Raw genomic sequence first — 16,009 nt, 5'->3', positions numbered from 1 at the left:
CATGCGCAGGATTGTCCGCATCGCTTCCTGGATCTACGCGCTTGCCGTCTACGGCTTCATCTTCCTGCCGGTCGTCGTGCTGGTGCTGTTCTCGCTGCAGTCGACCTCCTTCCCGATTCCGCCTTTCACCGGCCCGTCGCTGCGCTGGTACGAGGCGGTTCTCTCGGACGCGCGACTGACGTCGGCGCTGGTCAATTCGCTGCTGGTCGCGGTGCTTTCCTCGGCCGCCGCCGTCACGCTCGGCTTCCTCTCGGCCTGGGGTTTCGCGCGCTTCGTGCTGCCCGGCTCTGGCCTGCTGCGCGGACTGATCACCTTGCCGCTCACCGTCAGCTATCTCATCATCGGCATGGGATTGCTGGTGCTGTTCAACTGGGCCGGCGTGCCGAAATCGCTGCTTGCCGCAGGCATCGGCCACGTGGTGATCAACCTGCCGCTATGCTTTGCCATCATCTACAGCCAGATGGGCGACCACCAGATCAACATCGAGCGCGCCGCGCGCGACCTCGGCGCGCCGGAATGGAAGGTGCTGCTTTTGATCAGCGTACCGGTGATGGCACCGGCCATTTTCGCCGCCTTCTTCCTGTCGATGACCTTCTCCTGGGACGAGTTCGTGATCTCCTTCCTGCTCACCCGCTTCGACACCACGCTGCCGGTGGAAATCTGGAACCTGCTGCGCTCCGGCCTCAACCCGAAGACCAACGCCGTCGGATCGCTGGTCTTTGCCATCTCGATCGTGCTGGTGGTGTTCTTCGAACTGACCTTGCTGCGGAGAAAACCGGCATGAACGCGCCCCTGGTCGATATCCGCGACGTCTCGCACCGCTTCGGCCAGCATCCCGTGCTGAAGAATGTCTCGCTGACGATAGAGGCCGGCAGCTATACGATCCTGCTTGGACCATCCGGTTCCGGCAAGACGACGCTGCTCTCCATCCTGGGCGGGTTCGTCAACCCCAGCGAGGGCCAGGTTGTCATCCGCGGCCAGGATTGCACCTCGGTGCCGCCGGCCAAGCGCCCGACGACGACGGTGTTCCAGGATTATGCGCTGTTCCCGCATATGAGCGTCGGGGGCAATGTCGCCTTCGGCTTGCGCATGCAGGGTGTAGACGGCGCAACGCGGGCGGCAAAGGCACGCGAAGCCCTGACACTGGTCGGGCTGGCCGCCGCCTTCGACAAGAAGCCGCACCAGCTTTCCGGCGGCCAGCGCCAGCGCGTGGCACTGGCACGCGCGCTGGTCATCGAGCCGGCGGTGCTTCTGCTCGACGAGCCGCTCGGTGCGCTGGACCTCAAACTGCGCCGCCAGATGCAGGATGAATTGAAGGCGATCCAGAAGCGCGTCGGCACCGCCTTCATTCATGTCACCCACGACCAGGAAGAAGCGATGGCGCTGGCAGACCATTGCGTGGTGATGAATGATGGCCGCATCGAGGACGAAGGGCCGCCCGAGCGCGTCTATGCCAGGCCGGCGACGCGCTTTTCCGCGACCTTCATGGGCGAGAGCACGATCCTCGCCGGCACGGTCGTGGAGACCGGCGACAGGACGAGCACCGTCGCGACGCCGGTCGGATCGGTGTTGCTGCCCCATGCGTTGCCGTTGGGGTCGGCGGCCGCATTGGCCATACGGCCCGAGCACCTTGTGCTGGGCACCGCCTCGGGTGCCACGAAGCTCGGCGAGGCGGAAGTGAGCGACGTCGTCTTCCAGGGCAGTTTCAAGCGCGTGCTTGCGGCCTCCGTCGAAGAGCCCTCCTTGCAGTTCATCGCCAAGCTGCCCGCTGCCGCCACTGTCCGGCCGGGCGACACCGTGGCGGTTTCGTGCGATACCGACCAGATCATCCTTTTGACGGATTGAACATGGGCATGCTCGCGGTCATCGACGCACCGGACTGGTACGAGACGATCCGCATGGCGGACGGCATCACGCTGATCCACGAGCCCTGGATCAAGCCGTTCTTCCGCTGCAATATGTGGCATGTGCGCGGCCGCGACCGCGATCTGCTGTTCGACACCGGTCTCGGCCATTTCAGCCTGCGCATGTATGTGCCTCTGGTGAGCGAGCGCAAGCTGGCCTGTGTCGCCAGCCACACGCATTTCGACCACATCGGCTGCCACCATGAGTTCCCCGATCGTTGCGTGCATTCGGCCGAAGCGGCAATCCTCGCCGATCCGCGCAACGAATGGACCGCCGCCGGCACCTATGCGACCGACGAGATGTTCGATGGCGTGCCAAAGGGCTGGGAGACAGCACGCTACCGCATCCAGCTGGCGCCGGCCGACCGTCTGCTCGCGCATGGCGACATCATCGATCTCGGCGACCGCGCCTTCGAGGTCGTCCACACGCCAGGCCACTCGCCCGGCGGCATCGCGCTTTACGAGAAGAAGACCGGCATCCTGCTGTCCGGAGACATCATCTATGACGGCCCGCTGATCGATGATGTCTATCACTCGGATATACCAGACTACATGGCGACGCTGCTCGCCATGCGCGATCTCGACGTCTCGGTCGTACATGGCGGCCATTTCCCGAGCTTCGGCAAGGTGCGCTATCATCAGTTGATCGACGAGTATCTCGCACGGAAGCGGCAGGCCGGGTGCCATCTTCGGCAGAGCCCCTGAGAAACGGCTAGCGCATCAATTCAAAGTGCCGTGGAAAGGCCTGGTGCAGCAGCAGCAGCATGGTCTTGCGCACGACGTCGGTGTCGCGGCCAGCCGGATTGAGGTGATCCCAGTACCACGCCCCGTGAACGAGGTAATTCAGGCTCTCGGATAGCGTATTTATGTCGACGCCGGCGTAACCGCCGCTGCGCGAGATCTCGACCAGCAATTCGCGCGCTTCGGCGGTGTAGGCGAGATCGCTGGGCAGACCAATTTCATTGTAGATCTGCATGCTCTTGCGGTCGCTGGAGAAGGCGACAAAGACCGACACCCATTTCGGATGCTGCCTGGCGAAGCGCTGCGCGCAGCCGACCGCGCCCAACAGCCGTTCGACCGGCGACAGGCCGGGGGCTCGCACCAGATTGAGCCACAGCGCGTCATATTGATCGCTGAGATACTTAAGCACCGCCCTGAACAAGTTCTCCTTGCTGCGGAAATGAAAGACCACCAGGGCGTTGGACGAGCCGACATGCTCGGCGATGCGCTGCATGGTGACGCTCGCCAGCCCCTCCTCCGCAATGAGTTCGATGGTGGCGTCGATGATGCGCTGCACGCTGGCTTCACCGCGTTCCCGGCGACGGTCCTTGGGCGCGGCGTCATTGGCCGAAGCCCTGCCCTTGGCCCTCTCGGCCGTGCCTTTTGCCGTTGCCTTGCGTTGCACCATCTTCATCCACTTCCCTTGCACCGCCTGTCAAAGCGATGGGCGCGTTTCGGCGTCTGTGTACCATTGCCCCTGCGCCGTTTCATAGGCCATCGCCGCCCGGAAGACATCGGCGTCGCTATAGGTGCGCCCGACGATCTGGAAGCCCGTCGGCACACCGCTCGCCGCCCGCCCCGAAGGCATGGAAAGCACCGGACAGCGGCTCAGCATGTTGAACGGCGTCGTCATCACCCAGCCCAGCGAAGGGTTCACCTCTCTGTCGTTGATCTCGACGGTTCCGGTGGTCTGATCGAACTCCGCCGGCACCGCGGGAAGCGCATTCGTCGGGCAGATCATCACATGGTAGGTTTCCAGCAGCGGACCCAGCGTCTGATACATCCGTGCCGCCACATCCAGCGTCGCGACGAAGTCGGTTGCCTTGGACTTTTGCCCGTCCTCGGCAAACCGCCTGGCATAGCTGGTCATGTCGCTGCCGTGCTCGGCGAGCAATTGCGATAGCGAAGCGCCGAAAAGATGCTCCAGATAGGCCATTCCTGCCTTGAGCACTCCGTCATCCCAGCCAAGATCGACTTCCTCGACCGTCGCCCCAAGCGAGCGGAACACATCGCTCGCGGCAAGCATGTTGCTGCGGACGTCGGCATCGACCTCGAAAGAGCCCAGGTCCATCGAGAACGCAATCTTCCAGCCTTTGATCGGCTTGTAATCGAGCGGCAGGCGCAGCTTGGGGCGAAGCGTGGCGATGTCGAGCGGGCTAGGCCCCGCCATGACATTCTGCAGCAGGATCGCATCCCGGACGTTCCGCGCCAGCGGCCCGGTATGGCAATAGAAATCCAGGTTGAAGGGCGGCTCGTCCGGGTTGCGCCCATAAGGCGGCTTGTAGCCGACGAGACCGCAGGCCGACGCCGGAATTCGGATCGATCCGGCGATGTCGGAGCCGGTGGCGATCGACGATGTGCCCGAAGCCAGCGTTGCCGCCGAACCTCCCGACGAGCCACCCGGTGTGAAGTCGCGGTTCCAAGGGTTGCGGGTGACGCCCCACCGCTTCGACCAGGTATAACCGGCGCAGCTGAATTCGGGCGTCGCCGTGCGCGCATGGACGATGCCACCGGCCTTGATGATGCGCTCGTTCATCGTCGAGGTGTGTCCGCTTATGGCATCCCTGGACAGCAGCGAGCCATGCGACGTCGGCTTGCCCTTGATGTAGCTCTCGTCCTTGATGCCGATCGGCAAGCCTTCGAGCGCGCCGGTCCTGGCGCCCTTGGCATATTTCGCCTCCGCCTTAGCGGCCAGCTTCATCGCCTCCTCGAAATGCGTGAAGGTGAAGCAGTTGATCGTCGATTTGGTAGCCTCGGCGCGGCGGATGGTGGCCCGCATCAGTTCGACGGGCGAGAGTTTTTTCGCCTTGAACAGCCGCAGCGCCTCGCTTGCCGGCATGTAGCAAAGGTCGAGATCGGACATCGAAAATCTCCCGCGATCACGTGATCGCACCTGGCATTGGGGGTGACCGGACCGCGCGTCGCGGCCCGGTGGCTTTTTTGTTGGGTCCGGCTGGTGGCGCTACTTCTGGAGGTCGGTCCAGATCTTCGTGTAAAGCGCCTGCACATCCGGTGGGCAGGCCGGCATGAACTGGCCCTTGGCGGCGAATTCGGCCGGAATATTCACCTCGGGTGCGTTCTTCATATCGTCGGGCATGAAGGCTTCCGAGCCCTTGATCCCGTTCGAATAGCGAGCGAAAGCCGAGATCATCGCGGCGTTCTTCGGGTCCATTATGAAGTTCTGGAAGAGCTTGGCATTGTCGACGTTCTTGGCGTCCTTGAGAACGGCGACATTGTCCATCCAGATCGGAAAACCTTCCTTCGGATAGCCGTAGACGATCTTGTCGTTCTGCAGCCGCTCGCGCAGCGATATGCCATTCCAGTCGACGCCGGCGGCGATGTCGCCCCTGCCCAGGCCGTCGACGGCCGCGTAGTCGAGCGAAAGCCATTTCGCCTTCGCCTCGACCAGCTTGTCACGGACCTTCTTCAGCACCTGCATGTCGTTGGTGCAGTATTTTCCGCCTTCATAAGCGATTGCGAGGAACATGATGTCCCCCATTTCGGGGACGACATTGATCTTGCCGACAAGCTCGGGCGGTGGGTCGAGGAACAGCGCAGACGTGTTCGGGTCGCCTGAATAGACCGACTTGTTCACTGAAATGCCTGTCGTGCCCCACTGCCAGGGAACGGTGTATTTGCGGCCCGGATCGAAGGGAACGTCGACCCATCGCGGATCGACATTCTTGAAATTCTCCATCGTGTTGGGATCGGTTTCCAGCAGGAGGCCTTCGCTGATCCAGATCGGCACGACGCTGGCGGAAGGCACGACGATGTCATAGCCGGAAGCGCCCTGGCGGACCTTAGCCAATGCGGTGTCGTTGGAGTCGTAGTCGGTCACGGTGACCTTGATCTTGTAGGTCTCCTCGAACTTCTTGATCAGGTCCGGACTGGTGTAGTTGCCCCAGGTGTAGATGTTGAGTTCGCCATCGGCGCGGGCGACGCCTGTTGCGGCGAACAGCGACAGCCCGACGGCCGCAGCGGTCAATTTCCAGTTCATGCGAGTTGCTCCCATTGTTGGGACCGGCGGCGTCGCCGCCTCAGGTCCATTCCTGCTGATGAACAAGCCTGAGCCTTCCGCCCCAGCAACGGGCCGAATGGCGGTCAGGAAAGTCCCCCTCTTCGCGGCCATTCACTGGCTGACGCCAGCTGACCAACTCGGTGTTCGCTTTCGAAGCTAGATTATAACTAACTATACAGTCAATATCTTTTCGACAGGCTTGGTGTTGGCCGGCAATTGCCTGACGTTTTCGACCTGAGTGAAAAAGCGAAGAGAAGGCTCCAGCCTTCAGGCGTCATGCCTGTCGGCTGGAAGGGAAACCCTATATTTAGGCGCGGGGTCCTTCCGCTTCCGCCATGGCCTCAATCGGTCCTTCAATCTCGTTTTGACAACCGGCTTCTCGTAAGCGGGAGCGGGCAGCCCGGCGAGCGCGTAATAGTCGTCAAGGATGGTGGTTTGCAGCAGGCGCTGCTCCTGTGTGAAGAAGCTGAAATGGGCGGCGACCAGATCGCCGAAAACCTTGCCTGGGCGATCGAGCTTCGCCGGCAACGTCACTGACAGCCATTCCTCTTCGTCATTTCCCGGCGGAAAGAAGACTTCGCCGATGTCCAGCACTTCCGACCCGAAAAAACCGATCGCGTTGATCGAGAAGCGCCCCAACCTGACTTCCCGATCAGGGACGCGGAAATCACTAAGCCGGTTCGTCCGAACGGCCTCGATGAAGACCGGATGCAGCGCCATTGGAAAGCTTGCGTGCGCCCAAGAGTACGGACACATCGCCTGACAGGTGAGTGGCCCATCGATCAGCACCCTGGAAAAATTCTTGATCAGGGTGCTGCAAACCGCGTTGTTGATGATGAGCGGCGCATACCAGAGGGCCGAGCCTTCTTCCGCCATCGCCCGCTCCTTAAATCTGAGAAGAAAACCCTCCTCCAGAAACACCACGTCGTCGTCGAGGCGCAGATAGAGAGCGTCGGCGTCGTCACAGAAGCGGAAAAACCTGCCGATGATCTCTAGGCTGCCGTCGGCGCTCGGGAGCGTCTTGATCTTGCAGCGAGGATCGCTGGCTGCCAATTTCTGGAGATAGGCGCGGTCTGCCTCATTGCGGCAATTGTCCCACAGATGCCATTCGTCCACCTCGGGACTTTTCAGTACATGATGGCTCAGCAGACGAAGATATTTCTCGCGGCCGGCCGGGGTCACAACAATCAGCTTCATGAGAGTCCCGCCTGCAATGGTTGCGCATCGAGCCTAGAATCGATCGAGCGGCGAATCTAGATTCGCGGTGTGTCGCAAGCACAGTACAAGACATCAGTGCTGGACGATCATTTTCTTCGGATGTTTGGCTCTTCGCTTTCATTCGGGTTTGGTGTAGGGGCTCACCATTACAGCTTTGGACTCATGAATGGACGCCGAAACCAAGTCCTTGACGAGTACCCGCCGCAATCTCGTCATCGTCAGGGCTGGAGACAATTCTCTCCATCGCGGATGGGGAGCGGATGTGTCCGAATGCGAATTCGACCTGATTGTCAGTTACTATGGAACTGATCCGTCATCATTTCGGCAGCCGTATGAAAACAGGGTCGACTACAAGGGCGGCAAATGGGATGGCATCCATGCTCTGTTCAGCCAGCGGCCGGACCTGCTCGATCGTTACCAGTATATCTGGTTCCCCGACGATGATCTGGAGGCTGACCGGACGACTATCGAAGCAATGTTCGCCAAAATGCGCCGACTGGATCTGCACATTGCCCAGCCGGCACTGACGCTGGACAGCTATTTTTCTCACCTACCATTTCTCCGCTGCAAGAGCTTCGAATTTCGCCTGGTCGATAAGATCGAGATCATGGCTCCCTGCCTGAGAGCCGACGTCGCGGCCAAGATGCTGCCCCTTTTCAAAGAATCCATGAGCGGTTTTGGCCTCGATTCCCTGTGGACGAGGCTTGCCGCGCAAAATCTGGGAAGATCGGCTGTTTTCGACGCCTTGCCCGTTCGTCATACGCGGCCGGTGGGAGTTCATCTGGCGACAGCGATGCTCAAGTCAGGCAGAACGCCTCACGACGAATATCGCCAACTGGCGTCGCAATATGGATTTGGCGAGTTCTTTCCATTGTCCTATGAGGCCGTCGATCGCGAAGGCAGGCGCTGGCGATCGAAACCCATGATCGGCCTGCGTATGGTGGCCGACTATCTCTTGGACAGGAAAGCTTTTCGCCAGGCGAACCGATTGATGAAATTGTTATGGCGCCTGCTACGCAGGCAATATTCCAAGTCGGTCGACCTGTCCCAGATAATTCTCAAGCCCTAAGGATTCGGATAGGCGAATGGACAGGAACCTGCTGGCCAAGGCCGACATCCTCATCGTCGGCGCAGGCTTTTACGGTGCGACACTCGCCGAGCGCATCGCTACGCAGCTTGGCCGGCGCGTGCTGGTGATCGACCGGCGCCGGCATATCGGCGGCAATGCCTACACCGAACAAGATCCGGTCACCGGCGTCGAGATCCATCGCTACGGGCCGCATCTGTTCCATACATCCAACGAGGAGGTCTGGAATTATCTGCGCGCCTTCACCGGTTTCACGGCCTATCGCCATCGTGCGTTCTCAACTTATCGCGACAAGGTCTATCCGCTGCCGATCAACCTTGCCACGATCTGCCAGTTCTTCGGCAAGCGGCTGAGCCCCGACGAGGCGCGTGGCATGATCGCCGAGCAGGCGGCGGAACTGGGCGACCGCCAACCGGCCAATCTCGAGGAGAAGGCGATCTCCCTCGTCGGCCGCCACCTCTACGAGGCCTTCATCAAGGGCTACACCGCCAAGCAATGGCAGACGGACCCGCGCGAACTGCCGGCGCAGATCATCGCGCGCCTGCCCGTCCGTTACACGTTCGAGGACGGTTATTTCAACGACCGCTTCCAGGGGCAACCCGTGGATGGCTATACGGCGATATTCGAAAGGATGCTCGCGCACGAGCTTATCGAAACACGGCTTGGCATCGACTTCTTCGATATCAAGCCCTTGCTGCCGAAGGGCCTGCCGGTCGTCTACACCGGCCCGATCGACCGCTATTTCGACTATAGCGAGGGCGAACTCGGCTGGCGAACCATCGATATCGATCTGGAGGTCCTGAACATGCCGGACCACCAGGGTACGGCGATCATGAACTACGCGGACGAAGCCGTGCCTTATACCCGCGTCGTCGAATTCCGGCATTTCAACCCGGAGCGCCAGCACGGGAGTGACAAAACGCTCATCGGCCGCGAGTATTCCCGTTTTGCCGGCCGCGCCGACGAGCCTTATTATCCGATCGACACGCGCAAGGATCAGGCGGTCTATCGCCGTTATCTCGATCGGGCGAGTGCGGAGAAAAACCTGCATCTCGGGGGACGGTTGGGGACCTACCGCTACCTCGACATGCACCAGGCGATCGGTGCCGCCCTAAAGGCCTTCGAAACCGTGCTCGAGCCCTATTTCGCCGGTCGGCTCGATTCTGTTTCGCGGTCGCCATGACGGACCGAGTCTGAAGCCGCAAATCTCTGGTTCTCAGGCCGTCGCCGCCAATTTGCCGCCGTCGGCAATCTGTTGCCTGAACCATTCGAAAGTACGCCGGATCCCCTCCTGGTAACCGGTCGTGGCTTCCCAGCCGGGAAGAACCTGCCTTGCCAGTGTCAGGTCCGGGCACCGGTTCGTGGGATCCTGCGGGACAGGCGCATGGTGTTCGATACGACTGCCGGGAACAAGCGAGCAGACGAATTTCGCGGTGTCGAGAACCGAGATTTCGCGGTTGTTGCCGATGTTCAGGGGACCACGGTGCGAGATGCTGTCGCGCCAGAAGAAGCGCTCCAACCCATCGACGATATCGTCGATATAACCCCAGCTGCGTGACTGGAAACCGTCGCCGTAAACCGTCAGGATTCCGGTCGTCAGGGCCTGGCTGACAAAATTCGAAACGGCGCGGCCATCATCGATGCGCGTTCGCGGCCCATATGTGTTGAACAGCCTGACGACTCGGACATCGAGCCCGCTGACGCGCTGCTGTTCGAATAGCAGCGCTTCGGTGCAGCGCTTGCCCTCGTCGTAGGACGCCCGTGGGCCGGTGCAGTCGACGGATCCCCGGTAGCTCTCCGGCTGCGGCGACACCAGGGGATCGCCATAGACTTCCGAGGTCGAGGCAAAACAGAAGCGGCCGCCGGGCCGCAGCAGCGACAGGAGATTGAGCGCGCCGCCTATATTGGCTTTGATCGTGCGGACCGGTTCGCGCATGTACCATACGGGCGAAGCCGGTGACGCCAGATGGATGATCTCATCGAAATGCCCACTCGCCGCGAAGCTTTCGGCATCGCCAATCCGCAGGCTGAAGCGTGGATCCGAGACATGGGCTATGTTGTCGCGCAATCCGGTCCACAGATTGTCGACGACGACAAGCGTTTCCAGGTCGTCGCGCCGCAGCAGGCGATCGACAAGATGCGACCCGATGAAGCCGCAGCCCCCGGAAACCAATACGCTACGCAGCATGCCCCACCACCCAGATTCGGCCGGTCAACCCGGCGCGCGGCTCGATTCCCAGAGACGAGGGAAACGGAATCCAATGTCAGATCCAAAGCGCTTCTATCAGTGCTTTTGTCTATGCCGCAATTGCAACGATCCAACTTGTCTTGCGCCAGCCGGTGATCGGTCACCTCCGGATCACGGCTGGTGCCTGCCGAGTTCGGCGAATATTGGTCCGGTCAGCGTGTTTGGGCGGCCTACAACGCCCTTTGCGGGCAAGGCATTCCGGCGGCATCACCGCAGCGTGACGCCGTCGGGACCGGCCTGGCGCTCATTTGTTCCGACTGGCGCACCAGTTCGGCGAAGACAAGCGCGAAACTTCCCAACATGACAAAGACGATGATCAGGCGTGCTACCGGCAATATGTCGGCCTCGTCTGGCTGGCGCATGTCCCCGGCATCAGGATCCGCGGGATCACGCGCACAAATCTAACGTGCCGCAACGTCCTTTGCGTCCCGAAGGATAAGGTAGTGCTGCGGGCGCCCCACGCCACCCATGCCGGCTAACATGATCGATCCGGCTTTACGAGACCTTAAGCCTGGCCTTAACCATCACATTCGATCGCGCCACGACATCAACCGCGACCGGCCCATGTGGCGGCACTGCCGCACGTCACTTCGTGAACTGGCGGAGGCTCTCTTTGCAGACCCGCCCGCCCCATGCTACCCCGGCGCTGGCGCGGCCAGAACCTGCCGGCGCCAATCGGTCGCGATCGGGAATCCATGAGCACAGCCGCCAACAGCATCGCCTTCGTCTCGTCCGAGACAACAGACGCCAAGGCGGCTGTTGAAAGCCTGTCGGCGCGCTATGGCCAACGTTCGGTCGCCGAGGCGACCGTCGTGGTGGCGCTGGGAGGCGACGGCTTCCTGCTGCAGACCTTGCGCGACACGATGGGCACCGGAAAGAAAGTCTACGGCATGAACCGTGGCACCATCGGCTTTCTGATGAATGAGTACCGGTCCGGAGGGCTCACCGAGCGCATCGCGGCCGCGGTCGCCGAGACGATCCGCCCGCTGGAGATGCTGGCAACCACCTCGGATGGCGATCACGTCACGGCGCTGGCGATCAACGAAGTTGCGCTGTGGCGCCAATCCTATCAGACGGCCAAGATCCGCATCAGCGTCGATGATCAGATACGGATCGAGGAACTGAACTGCGACGGCGTCATGATCGCGACGCCGGCCGGATCGACCGCGTACAATCTTTCCGCGCACGGACCCATCCTGCCGCTCGATGCGCCGCTTCTGGCTCTCACGCCGGTCAGCCCGTTTCGTCCGCGACGCTGGCGCGGCGCATTGCTCTCCAACAAGGCGACCGTGCGCTTCGACATTCTGGAGCCGGAAAAGCGGCCGGTGAACGCCGCCGCCGACCACACGGAGGTCAAGGCGGTGACATCGGTCACGGTGCGGGAATCGCCGACCGCCACCGCGACTTTGCTGTTCGATCCCAACCACTCCTGGAACGAACGCATCCTGGCCGAACAGTTCCGTTACTGAGCCGGCACGGAGACAAGCGGCCGAATTAAGCATCGCGATTAAGGTTACAACTTCACAATCGCACCAATCCTGCCCGTTTCTGTTGACAAATCGCGGGCTTGCGCCTAATCGCAATACCAATCTTGCAGGCGCGTGGCGCTTGCCGCGACGAATGACGTTGCGCTTCCCCGAACCAGCCAAAGACAGCAACACTTGTCCTCAGACACGACGATCGCTCAAGAAGCGTTGACCTTTTCGGACCTTGGCCTGTCGCCGAAGGTGCTTTCCGCAGTCACCGATGCCGGCTACACCCAGCCGACCCCGATCCAAGCTGGTGCGATCCCGCACGCCTTGCTCGGCAAGGACGTGCTGGGCATTGCCCAGACCGGCACCGGCAAGACCGCCTCCTTCGTGCTGCCGATGCTGACCCGGCTGGAAAAGGGCCGCGCCCGCGCCCGCATGCCGCGCACGCTGATCCTGGAGCCGACGCGTGAGCTTGCCGCGCAGGTCGAAGAAAACTTCGTCAAATACGGCAAGAACCACAAGCTCAACATCGCATTGCTGATCGGCGGCGTGTCGTTCGACGAGCAGGACAAGAAACTGGAGCGCGGCGCCGATGTGCTGATCGCGACGCCAGGCCGCCTGCTCGACCACCGCGAGCGCGGCAAATTGCTGCTCAACGGCGTCGAGATCCTGGTCATCGACGAGGCCGACCGCATGCTCGACATGGGTTTCATTCCCGATATCGAGCGTATCTGCGAGATGATCCCGTTCACCCGGCAGACGCTGTTCTTCTCGGCGACGATGCCGCCGGAGATCACCAAGCTGACGGAAAAATTCCTGCATGCGCCGGTCCGCGTCGAGGTCTCCAAGGCCGCGTCGGCGGCCACCAACATCACCCAGCGGCTGGTCAAATCGGGCTCGAAGCCTTGGGACAAGCGCGAAACGCTGCGTAACCTGATCAAGGCCGAGGACGCGGAGCTGAAGAACGCGATCATCTTCTGCAACCGCAAGATCGAGGTTTCGGAGCTGTTCCGCTCGCTGCTGAAATATGATTTCGACGCCGGTGCGCTGCATGGCGACATGGACCAGCGCGCGCGCATGCAGATGCTGGCCAATTTCCGCGACGGCAAGCTGCGCTATCTCGTCGCCTCGGATGTCGCCGCGCGCGGCCTCGACATTCCCGATGTCAGCCATGTCTTCAACTACGACGTGCCGATCCACGCCGAGGACTATGTCCACCGCATCGGCCGCACCGGCCGCGCCGGGCGCTCGGGCAAGTCCTTCACCATCGCGACCAAGTCCGACACCAAGTATATCGATGCCATCGAGCGGCTGATCGGCGCCAAGATCGAGTGGCATGACGGCGACCTGTCGACGGTGGTTGCCAGCGAAGGCGAGGACGATGCTCCGCGCCGCGGCAAAGGCGCGCCGCGCCGTGCCGGCCGCAAGGACGAGGACCGCAACGACAGGGGCGGGCGCAAGAAGGGCGGCGAGCGTCGCGGCAGGCACAGCGAGGAAGATGCCGCGACCGCGATTGCTCAACCGCAGCCCGATGTGGCCGAGACGGCCGATATTGTCGAACGGCGCGCGCGCAAGGATGCAATCCGTTCGGAAAACACGGAGCGCAAATCGTCCGACCGCAATGAGCCGCGCGCACCTGAGCGCGGTGATACCAGGCCGCAGCGCAGCAATAACCGCCCTGCCCGCCATCATCAGGAAGACAACGACACCACAGTCGGCTTCGGCGACGACATGCCGGCCTTCATGCGCATCGTCGCCAAGGTCTGATTCCAGCCAGCAAGCCGGCTACCCGGCTTGCATCCTTTTTCGCCCTGTAGCCAAGAGCAATTCAAGGAAAAGCGCATAGCGTCCCGGAATTGCCTGGGAACGAAACATTGGGGCGGTTCAGCAATTCCATTGGACGCTGGTCCGCTCCAGGTCACATCGGCCCGGGCATCATCTTGGTCGGCTTCTCCAGCATCGGAAACTCGGCCTTGTCGCATTTCACCTTCGGGTTCGTCGGGCTGAACATGCCGTTCGGATTGTCCTCGAGCCAGGCGTGAAGATCGTAGTGGACGAACTCCTTCGGGATGAGCGGATAGTGCCCCTCCATCGGGCCCATGAAGGTTTGACCAAACAGCTTGGGTGGTTCCTTGATGTCCGGGGTCAGCGGCACCAGCCACTCCACGCCGACCAATTTCAGGCCTTTCTTGGTCGGCTCGTAGATCAATACATTGGGATGCATCGGATCTAGTTTCTGGCCGACACTTGGGACGTTGACGAAATGGATGCCCATGGCGCCCTTCGGATAAACCATGGAGCCGGGTATCTTTTCTCCGCTGTAGTAGACGCAGCCGACCGTCGACAGATAGAGATCGCGGACGGCGGCGGTGTAATCCTGATATTTGGCGAGCGATTTCTTCAACGCGTCGATGTCGGCCTTGTTGGCGTCCTCGGCATGAGCCGTGGCGAGGCCTAACCATGCGCCTACAACGCTTGTCAAAGCGAGGACGCCGCAGCGCCCAAGACTGGCTGTTCTTGTCATGCATTCCTCCCAGATTTCATGATCTGGCCGTGCAAGACCGAGGCGGCAACGATGTTGATTGCGCGGCCGATTAAACCGCCCCATCCTCTCTGGAACAGCGTCGATGCTAATCCTTTCCACGGCCGCGGAAAAGAATTTATTAGATATTGCTAATTTTCTTTGACTGCTGTCACGAAACCGAGCGCCAATACACGGCTGGATGAAAAACGGCCCCATTTGGGGCCGTTTCTCGCATCGCTTGAGACGCGATTCTGCTCAGGTGAGCGGCGAAAGCTGGATCTCGACGCGTCGGTTCTGGGCCCGGCCCTCGGCCGTGGCATTCGACGCGACGGGCCTTGTCTTGCCAAATCCGGTGACGGCGAAGCGGCGTTGATCGACGCCCTGGCCGGACAGATAGTTCGCGACCGCCAGCGCACGGCGCTGCGACAGATCGAAATTGTGCTGGTCGCCACCGGTCGAATCGGTATGGCCGAAAACGTCGACCGTGGTCTGCTTGAACTTCTTCAGCACCAGCGCCACCGAATTCAGCACCTGGTAGAAGCCGGGCTTCACCGCGTCCTGGTCGGTGTTGAAGGTGATGTCGGACGGCATGTTGAGGATGATCTGATCACCGCTGCGGGTGACGCTGACGCCGGTGCCCTGGAGCTGCCGGCGCAGTTCAGCCTCGTTCTGGTCCATGGTTGCACCGATGGCGCCCCCGGCCAGCGCGCCGATGCCGGCGCCGATCAGCGCGTTGCGACGATCATTGCCTCCAGCAAGCAGACCAAGGCTGGCGCCTGCCAGGGCGCCAAGACCCGCGCCCGCGGCCGTGTTGGAAATCTTCTGGTCGCCCGTATACGGATCGGTGGTGGTGCACGCGGTCACGAGCAGAGCCGTCGCCATCGCGACGAGCACGGTCTTTTTCATAGGATGGTCCCTCTCCAAGTCACGCCTTACGACGGCGCCAAATCAGCCCTTACCGCGACTTGTACCATGAAATGCGGCGAAAAACGGAACGGGAAAAGTGGGCGTCGCGGCTTTTCCCGGGCTCTGTTGCGCAACGAAGCACCCTTGACGGGCTACCAGAGATTCTTGCCGTCAATGACCACCACTTCGACCTTGTCGAGATCGAAGTCATCGAACAGCCGCGAGTTGACGCTGATCTTCGGATTGTCGAAATCCGGTTCGCCGGTCGACCAGTCCGGTGTTTCGGTGAAGGTGCCGCAGCCGCAGCTTGCGCAAAAACCATGCTTTACGGTCTTCGAGCCCCATTGATAGAAGGAAACCTTCTTCAGCGGTGTGACGAGCTTGAACTGCGATGGCGTATAATAGGCCCAAAGCGAGCCGCGTTTCGAACAGAACGAACAGGTGCATTGTGTCACCGTCCGCGGCGCCTCCGACACCTCGAATATCGTCGCCTTGCAGTGGCAGCTTCCCTTGATGGCCATGAACATCACCTCTCCATTGTCCTGCGCCCAAGCGGCAAGGCATCATAAAGAAGCGATCCTGACAACCGTCCGTCAACAGAGGCGTCTGCCGAAGGGCGTTGGCCGCCAGCG

At 61.3% G+C, this 16,009-nt stretch carries 16 protein-coding genes; 7 read left to right on the top strand and 9 right to left on the bottom strand.

Annotation, left to right across the window (positions count from 1 at the left end; translation table 11 throughout):
- The first annotated feature begins 1 nt into the window (after position 1).
- The 3 genes from LB536_RS19260 to LB536_RS19250 are packed head-to-tail and all read left to right on the top strand — an operon-like array spanning position 2 to position 2,609.
- A complete protein-coding gene (locus tag LB536_RS19260; RefSeq protein ID WP_224595478.1) occupies positions 2-784 on the top strand; it encodes an ABC transporter permease in 783 nt (260 codons plus the stop codon).
- Positions 781-1,845, top strand: a complete 1,065-nt coding sequence (locus LB536_RS19255; protein WP_224595477.1) for an ABC transporter ATP-binding protein — start codon at positions 781-783, stop codon at positions 1,843-1,845. The genes LB536_RS19260 and LB536_RS19255 overlap by 4 nt, the downstream gene beginning before the upstream one ends.
- A gap of 2 nt (positions 1,846-1,847) precedes the next feature.
- Positions 1,848-2,609 carry an MBL fold metallo-hydrolase gene (locus LB536_RS19250; protein ID WP_224595475.1) on the top strand — a complete coding sequence of 254 codons (762 nt, stop codon included), beginning with the start codon at positions 1,848-1,850 and terminating at the stop codon, positions 2,607-2,609.
- 7 nt (positions 2,610-2,616) lie between these two features.
- Here the strand turns inward: LB536_RS19250 and LB536_RS19245 are convergent, their stop codons facing one another.
- The 4 genes from LB536_RS19245 to LB536_RS19230 all read right to left on the bottom strand — a co-directional run bounded on the left by LB536_RS19245 (position 2,617) and on the right by LB536_RS19230 (position 7,119).
- A complete protein-coding gene (locus tag LB536_RS19245; protein ID WP_224595472.1) occupies positions 2,617-3,318 on the bottom strand; it encodes a TetR/AcrR family transcriptional regulator in 702 nt (233 codons plus the stop codon).
- Between the two features lie 21 nt (positions 3,319-3,339).
- A complete protein-coding gene (locus LB536_RS19240; RefSeq protein WP_224595470.1) occupies positions 3,340-4,767 on the bottom strand; it encodes an amidase in 1,428 nt (475 codons plus the stop codon).
- A gap of 99 nt (positions 4,768-4,866) precedes the next feature.
- Positions 4,867-5,901: an extracellular solute-binding protein gene (locus LB536_RS19235; RefSeq protein WP_140760159.1), complete on the bottom strand. Its 1,035-nt coding sequence runs from the start codon at positions 5,899-5,901 to the stop codon at positions 4,867-4,869.
- Between the two features lie 288 nt (positions 5,902-6,189).
- A complete protein-coding gene (locus tag LB536_RS19230; RefSeq protein ID WP_224595468.1) occupies positions 6,190-7,119 on the bottom strand; it encodes a hypothetical protein in 930 nt (309 codons plus the stop codon).
- Positions 7,120-7,306: 187 nt separating this feature from the next.
- Here LB536_RS19230 and LB536_RS19225 point away from each other — a divergent pair, with 187 nt between their 5' ends.
- Both LB536_RS19225 and glf read left to right on the top strand, forming a co-directional pair.
- Positions 7,307-8,209, top strand: a complete 903-nt coding sequence (locus LB536_RS19225; protein ID WP_224595466.1) for a hypothetical protein — start codon at positions 7,307-7,309, stop codon at positions 8,207-8,209.
- A 16-nt stretch (positions 8,210-8,225) separates the two neighbouring features.
- Positions 8,226-9,410, top strand: coding sequence for a UDP-galactopyranose mutase (gene glf / locus LB536_RS19220; protein ID WP_224595464.1), 1,185 nt, complete (start codon positions 8,226-8,228; stop codon positions 9,408-9,410).
- A gap of 33 nt (positions 9,411-9,443) precedes the next feature.
- Here glf and LB536_RS19215 read toward each other — a convergent pair whose 3' ends face one another.
- Positions 9,444-10,412 (bottom strand): NAD-dependent epimerase/dehydratase family protein, encoded by a 969-nt coding sequence (locus LB536_RS19215; protein ID WP_224595612.1) that lies wholly within the window; start codon positions 10,410-10,412, stop codon positions 9,444-9,446.
- 233 nt (positions 10,413-10,645) lie between these two features.
- Positions 10,646-10,837, bottom strand: coding sequence for a hypothetical protein (locus tag LB536_RS19210; protein WP_127869399.1), 192 nt, complete (start codon positions 10,835-10,837; stop codon positions 10,646-10,648).
- A 333-nt stretch (positions 10,838-11,170) separates the two neighbouring features.
- Here LB536_RS19210 and LB536_RS19205 point away from each other — a divergent pair, with 333 nt between their 5' ends.
- Both LB536_RS19205 and LB536_RS19200 read left to right on the top strand, forming a co-directional pair.
- Positions 11,171-11,944: an NAD kinase gene (locus tag LB536_RS19205; RefSeq protein ID WP_140813335.1), complete on the top strand. Its 774-nt coding sequence runs from the start codon at positions 11,171-11,173 to the stop codon at positions 11,942-11,944.
- Between the two features lie 192 nt (positions 11,945-12,136).
- Positions 12,137-13,714 (top strand): DEAD/DEAH box helicase, encoded by a 1,578-nt coding sequence (locus LB536_RS19200; protein ID WP_224595462.1) that lies wholly within the window; start codon positions 12,137-12,139, stop codon positions 13,712-13,714.
- 151 nt (positions 13,715-13,865) lie between these two features.
- Here LB536_RS19200 and LB536_RS19195 read toward each other — a convergent pair whose 3' ends face one another.
- The 3 genes from LB536_RS19195 to LB536_RS19185 all read right to left on the bottom strand — a co-directional run bounded on the left by LB536_RS19195 (position 13,866) and on the right by LB536_RS19185 (position 15,898).
- Positions 13,866-14,471 carry a hypothetical protein gene (locus tag LB536_RS19195; protein WP_140813334.1) on the bottom strand — a complete coding sequence of 202 codons (606 nt, stop codon included), beginning with the start codon at positions 14,469-14,471 and terminating at the stop codon, positions 13,866-13,868.
- Positions 14,472-14,726: 255 nt separating this feature from the next.
- The gene (locus LB536_RS19190) at positions 14,727-15,377 is read right to left on the bottom strand and encodes an OmpA family protein (RefSeq protein ID WP_140760139.1); all 651 of its coding nucleotides are present in this window, start codon (positions 15,375-15,377) and stop codon (positions 14,727-14,729) included.
- A gap of 152 nt (positions 15,378-15,529) precedes the next feature.
- Complete coding sequence (locus tag LB536_RS19185) at positions 15,530-15,898, bottom strand: GFA family protein (protein ID WP_224595610.1); 369 nt, start codon at positions 15,896-15,898, stop codon at positions 15,530-15,532.
- Positions 15,899-16,009: the final 111 nt, after the last annotated feature.

Source organism: Mesorhizobium sp. ES1-3 (assembly GCF_020164795.1).
In the GTDB taxonomy this organism is placed as follows: Bacteria; Pseudomonadota; Alphaproteobacteria; order Rhizobiales; family Rhizobiaceae; genus Mesorhizobium.
This window is presented reverse-complemented; position numbering and strand designations above follow the sequence as displayed.

Bases quoted from the DNA above. Each gene is read 5' to 3' on its own strand.
- LB536_RS19250 (WP_224595475.1), top strand. From the start codon at position 1,848: ATGGGCATGCTCGCGGTCATCGACGCACCGGACTGGTACGAGACGATC.
- LB536_RS19205 (WP_140813335.1), top strand. From the start codon at position 11,171: ATGAGCACAGCCGCCAACAGCATCGCCTTCGTCTCGTCCGAGACAACA.
- LB536_RS19235 (WP_140760159.1), bottom strand. From the start codon at position 5,901: ATGAACTGGAAATTGACCGCTGCGGCCGTCGGGCTGTCGCTGTTCGCC.
- LB536_RS19260 (WP_224595478.1), top strand. From the start codon at position 2: ATGCGCAGGATTGTCCGCATCGCTTCCTGGATCTACGCGCTTGCCGTC.
- LB536_RS19195 (WP_140813334.1), bottom strand. From the start codon at position 14,471: ATGACAAGAACAGCCAGTCTTGGGCGCTGCGGCGTCCTCGCTTTGACA.
- glf (WP_224595464.1), top strand. From the start codon at position 8,226: ATGGACAGGAACCTGCTGGCCAAGGCCGACATCCTCATCGTCGGCGCA.
- LB536_RS19225 (WP_224595466.1), top strand. From the start codon at position 7,307: ATGGACGCCGAAACCAAGTCCTTGACGAGTACCCGCCGCAATCTCGTC.
- LB536_RS19210 (WP_127869399.1), bottom strand. From the start codon at position 10,837: ATGCGCCAGCCAGACGAGGCCGACATATTGCCGGTAGCACGCCTGATC.
- LB536_RS19190 (WP_140760139.1), bottom strand. From the start codon at position 15,377: ATGAAAAAGACCGTGCTCGTCGCGATGGCGACGGCTCTGCTCGTGACC.
- LB536_RS19255 (WP_224595477.1), top strand. From the start codon at position 781: ATGAACGCGCCCCTGGTCGATATCCGCGACGTCTCGCACCGCTTCGGC.
- LB536_RS19230 (WP_224595468.1), bottom strand. From the start codon at position 7,119: ATGAAGCTGATTGTTGTGACCCCGGCCGGCCGCGAGAAATATCTTCGT.
- LB536_RS19245 (WP_224595472.1), bottom strand. From the start codon at position 3,318: ATGAAGATGGTGCAACGCAAGGCAACGGCAAAAGGCACGGCCGAGAGG.
- LB536_RS19185 (WP_224595610.1), bottom strand. From the start codon at position 15,898: ATGGCCATCAAGGGAAGCTGCCACTGCAAGGCGACGATATTCGAGGTG.
- LB536_RS19240 (WP_224595470.1), bottom strand. From the start codon at position 4,767: ATGTCCGATCTCGACCTTTGCTACATGCCGGCAAGCGAGGCGCTGCGG.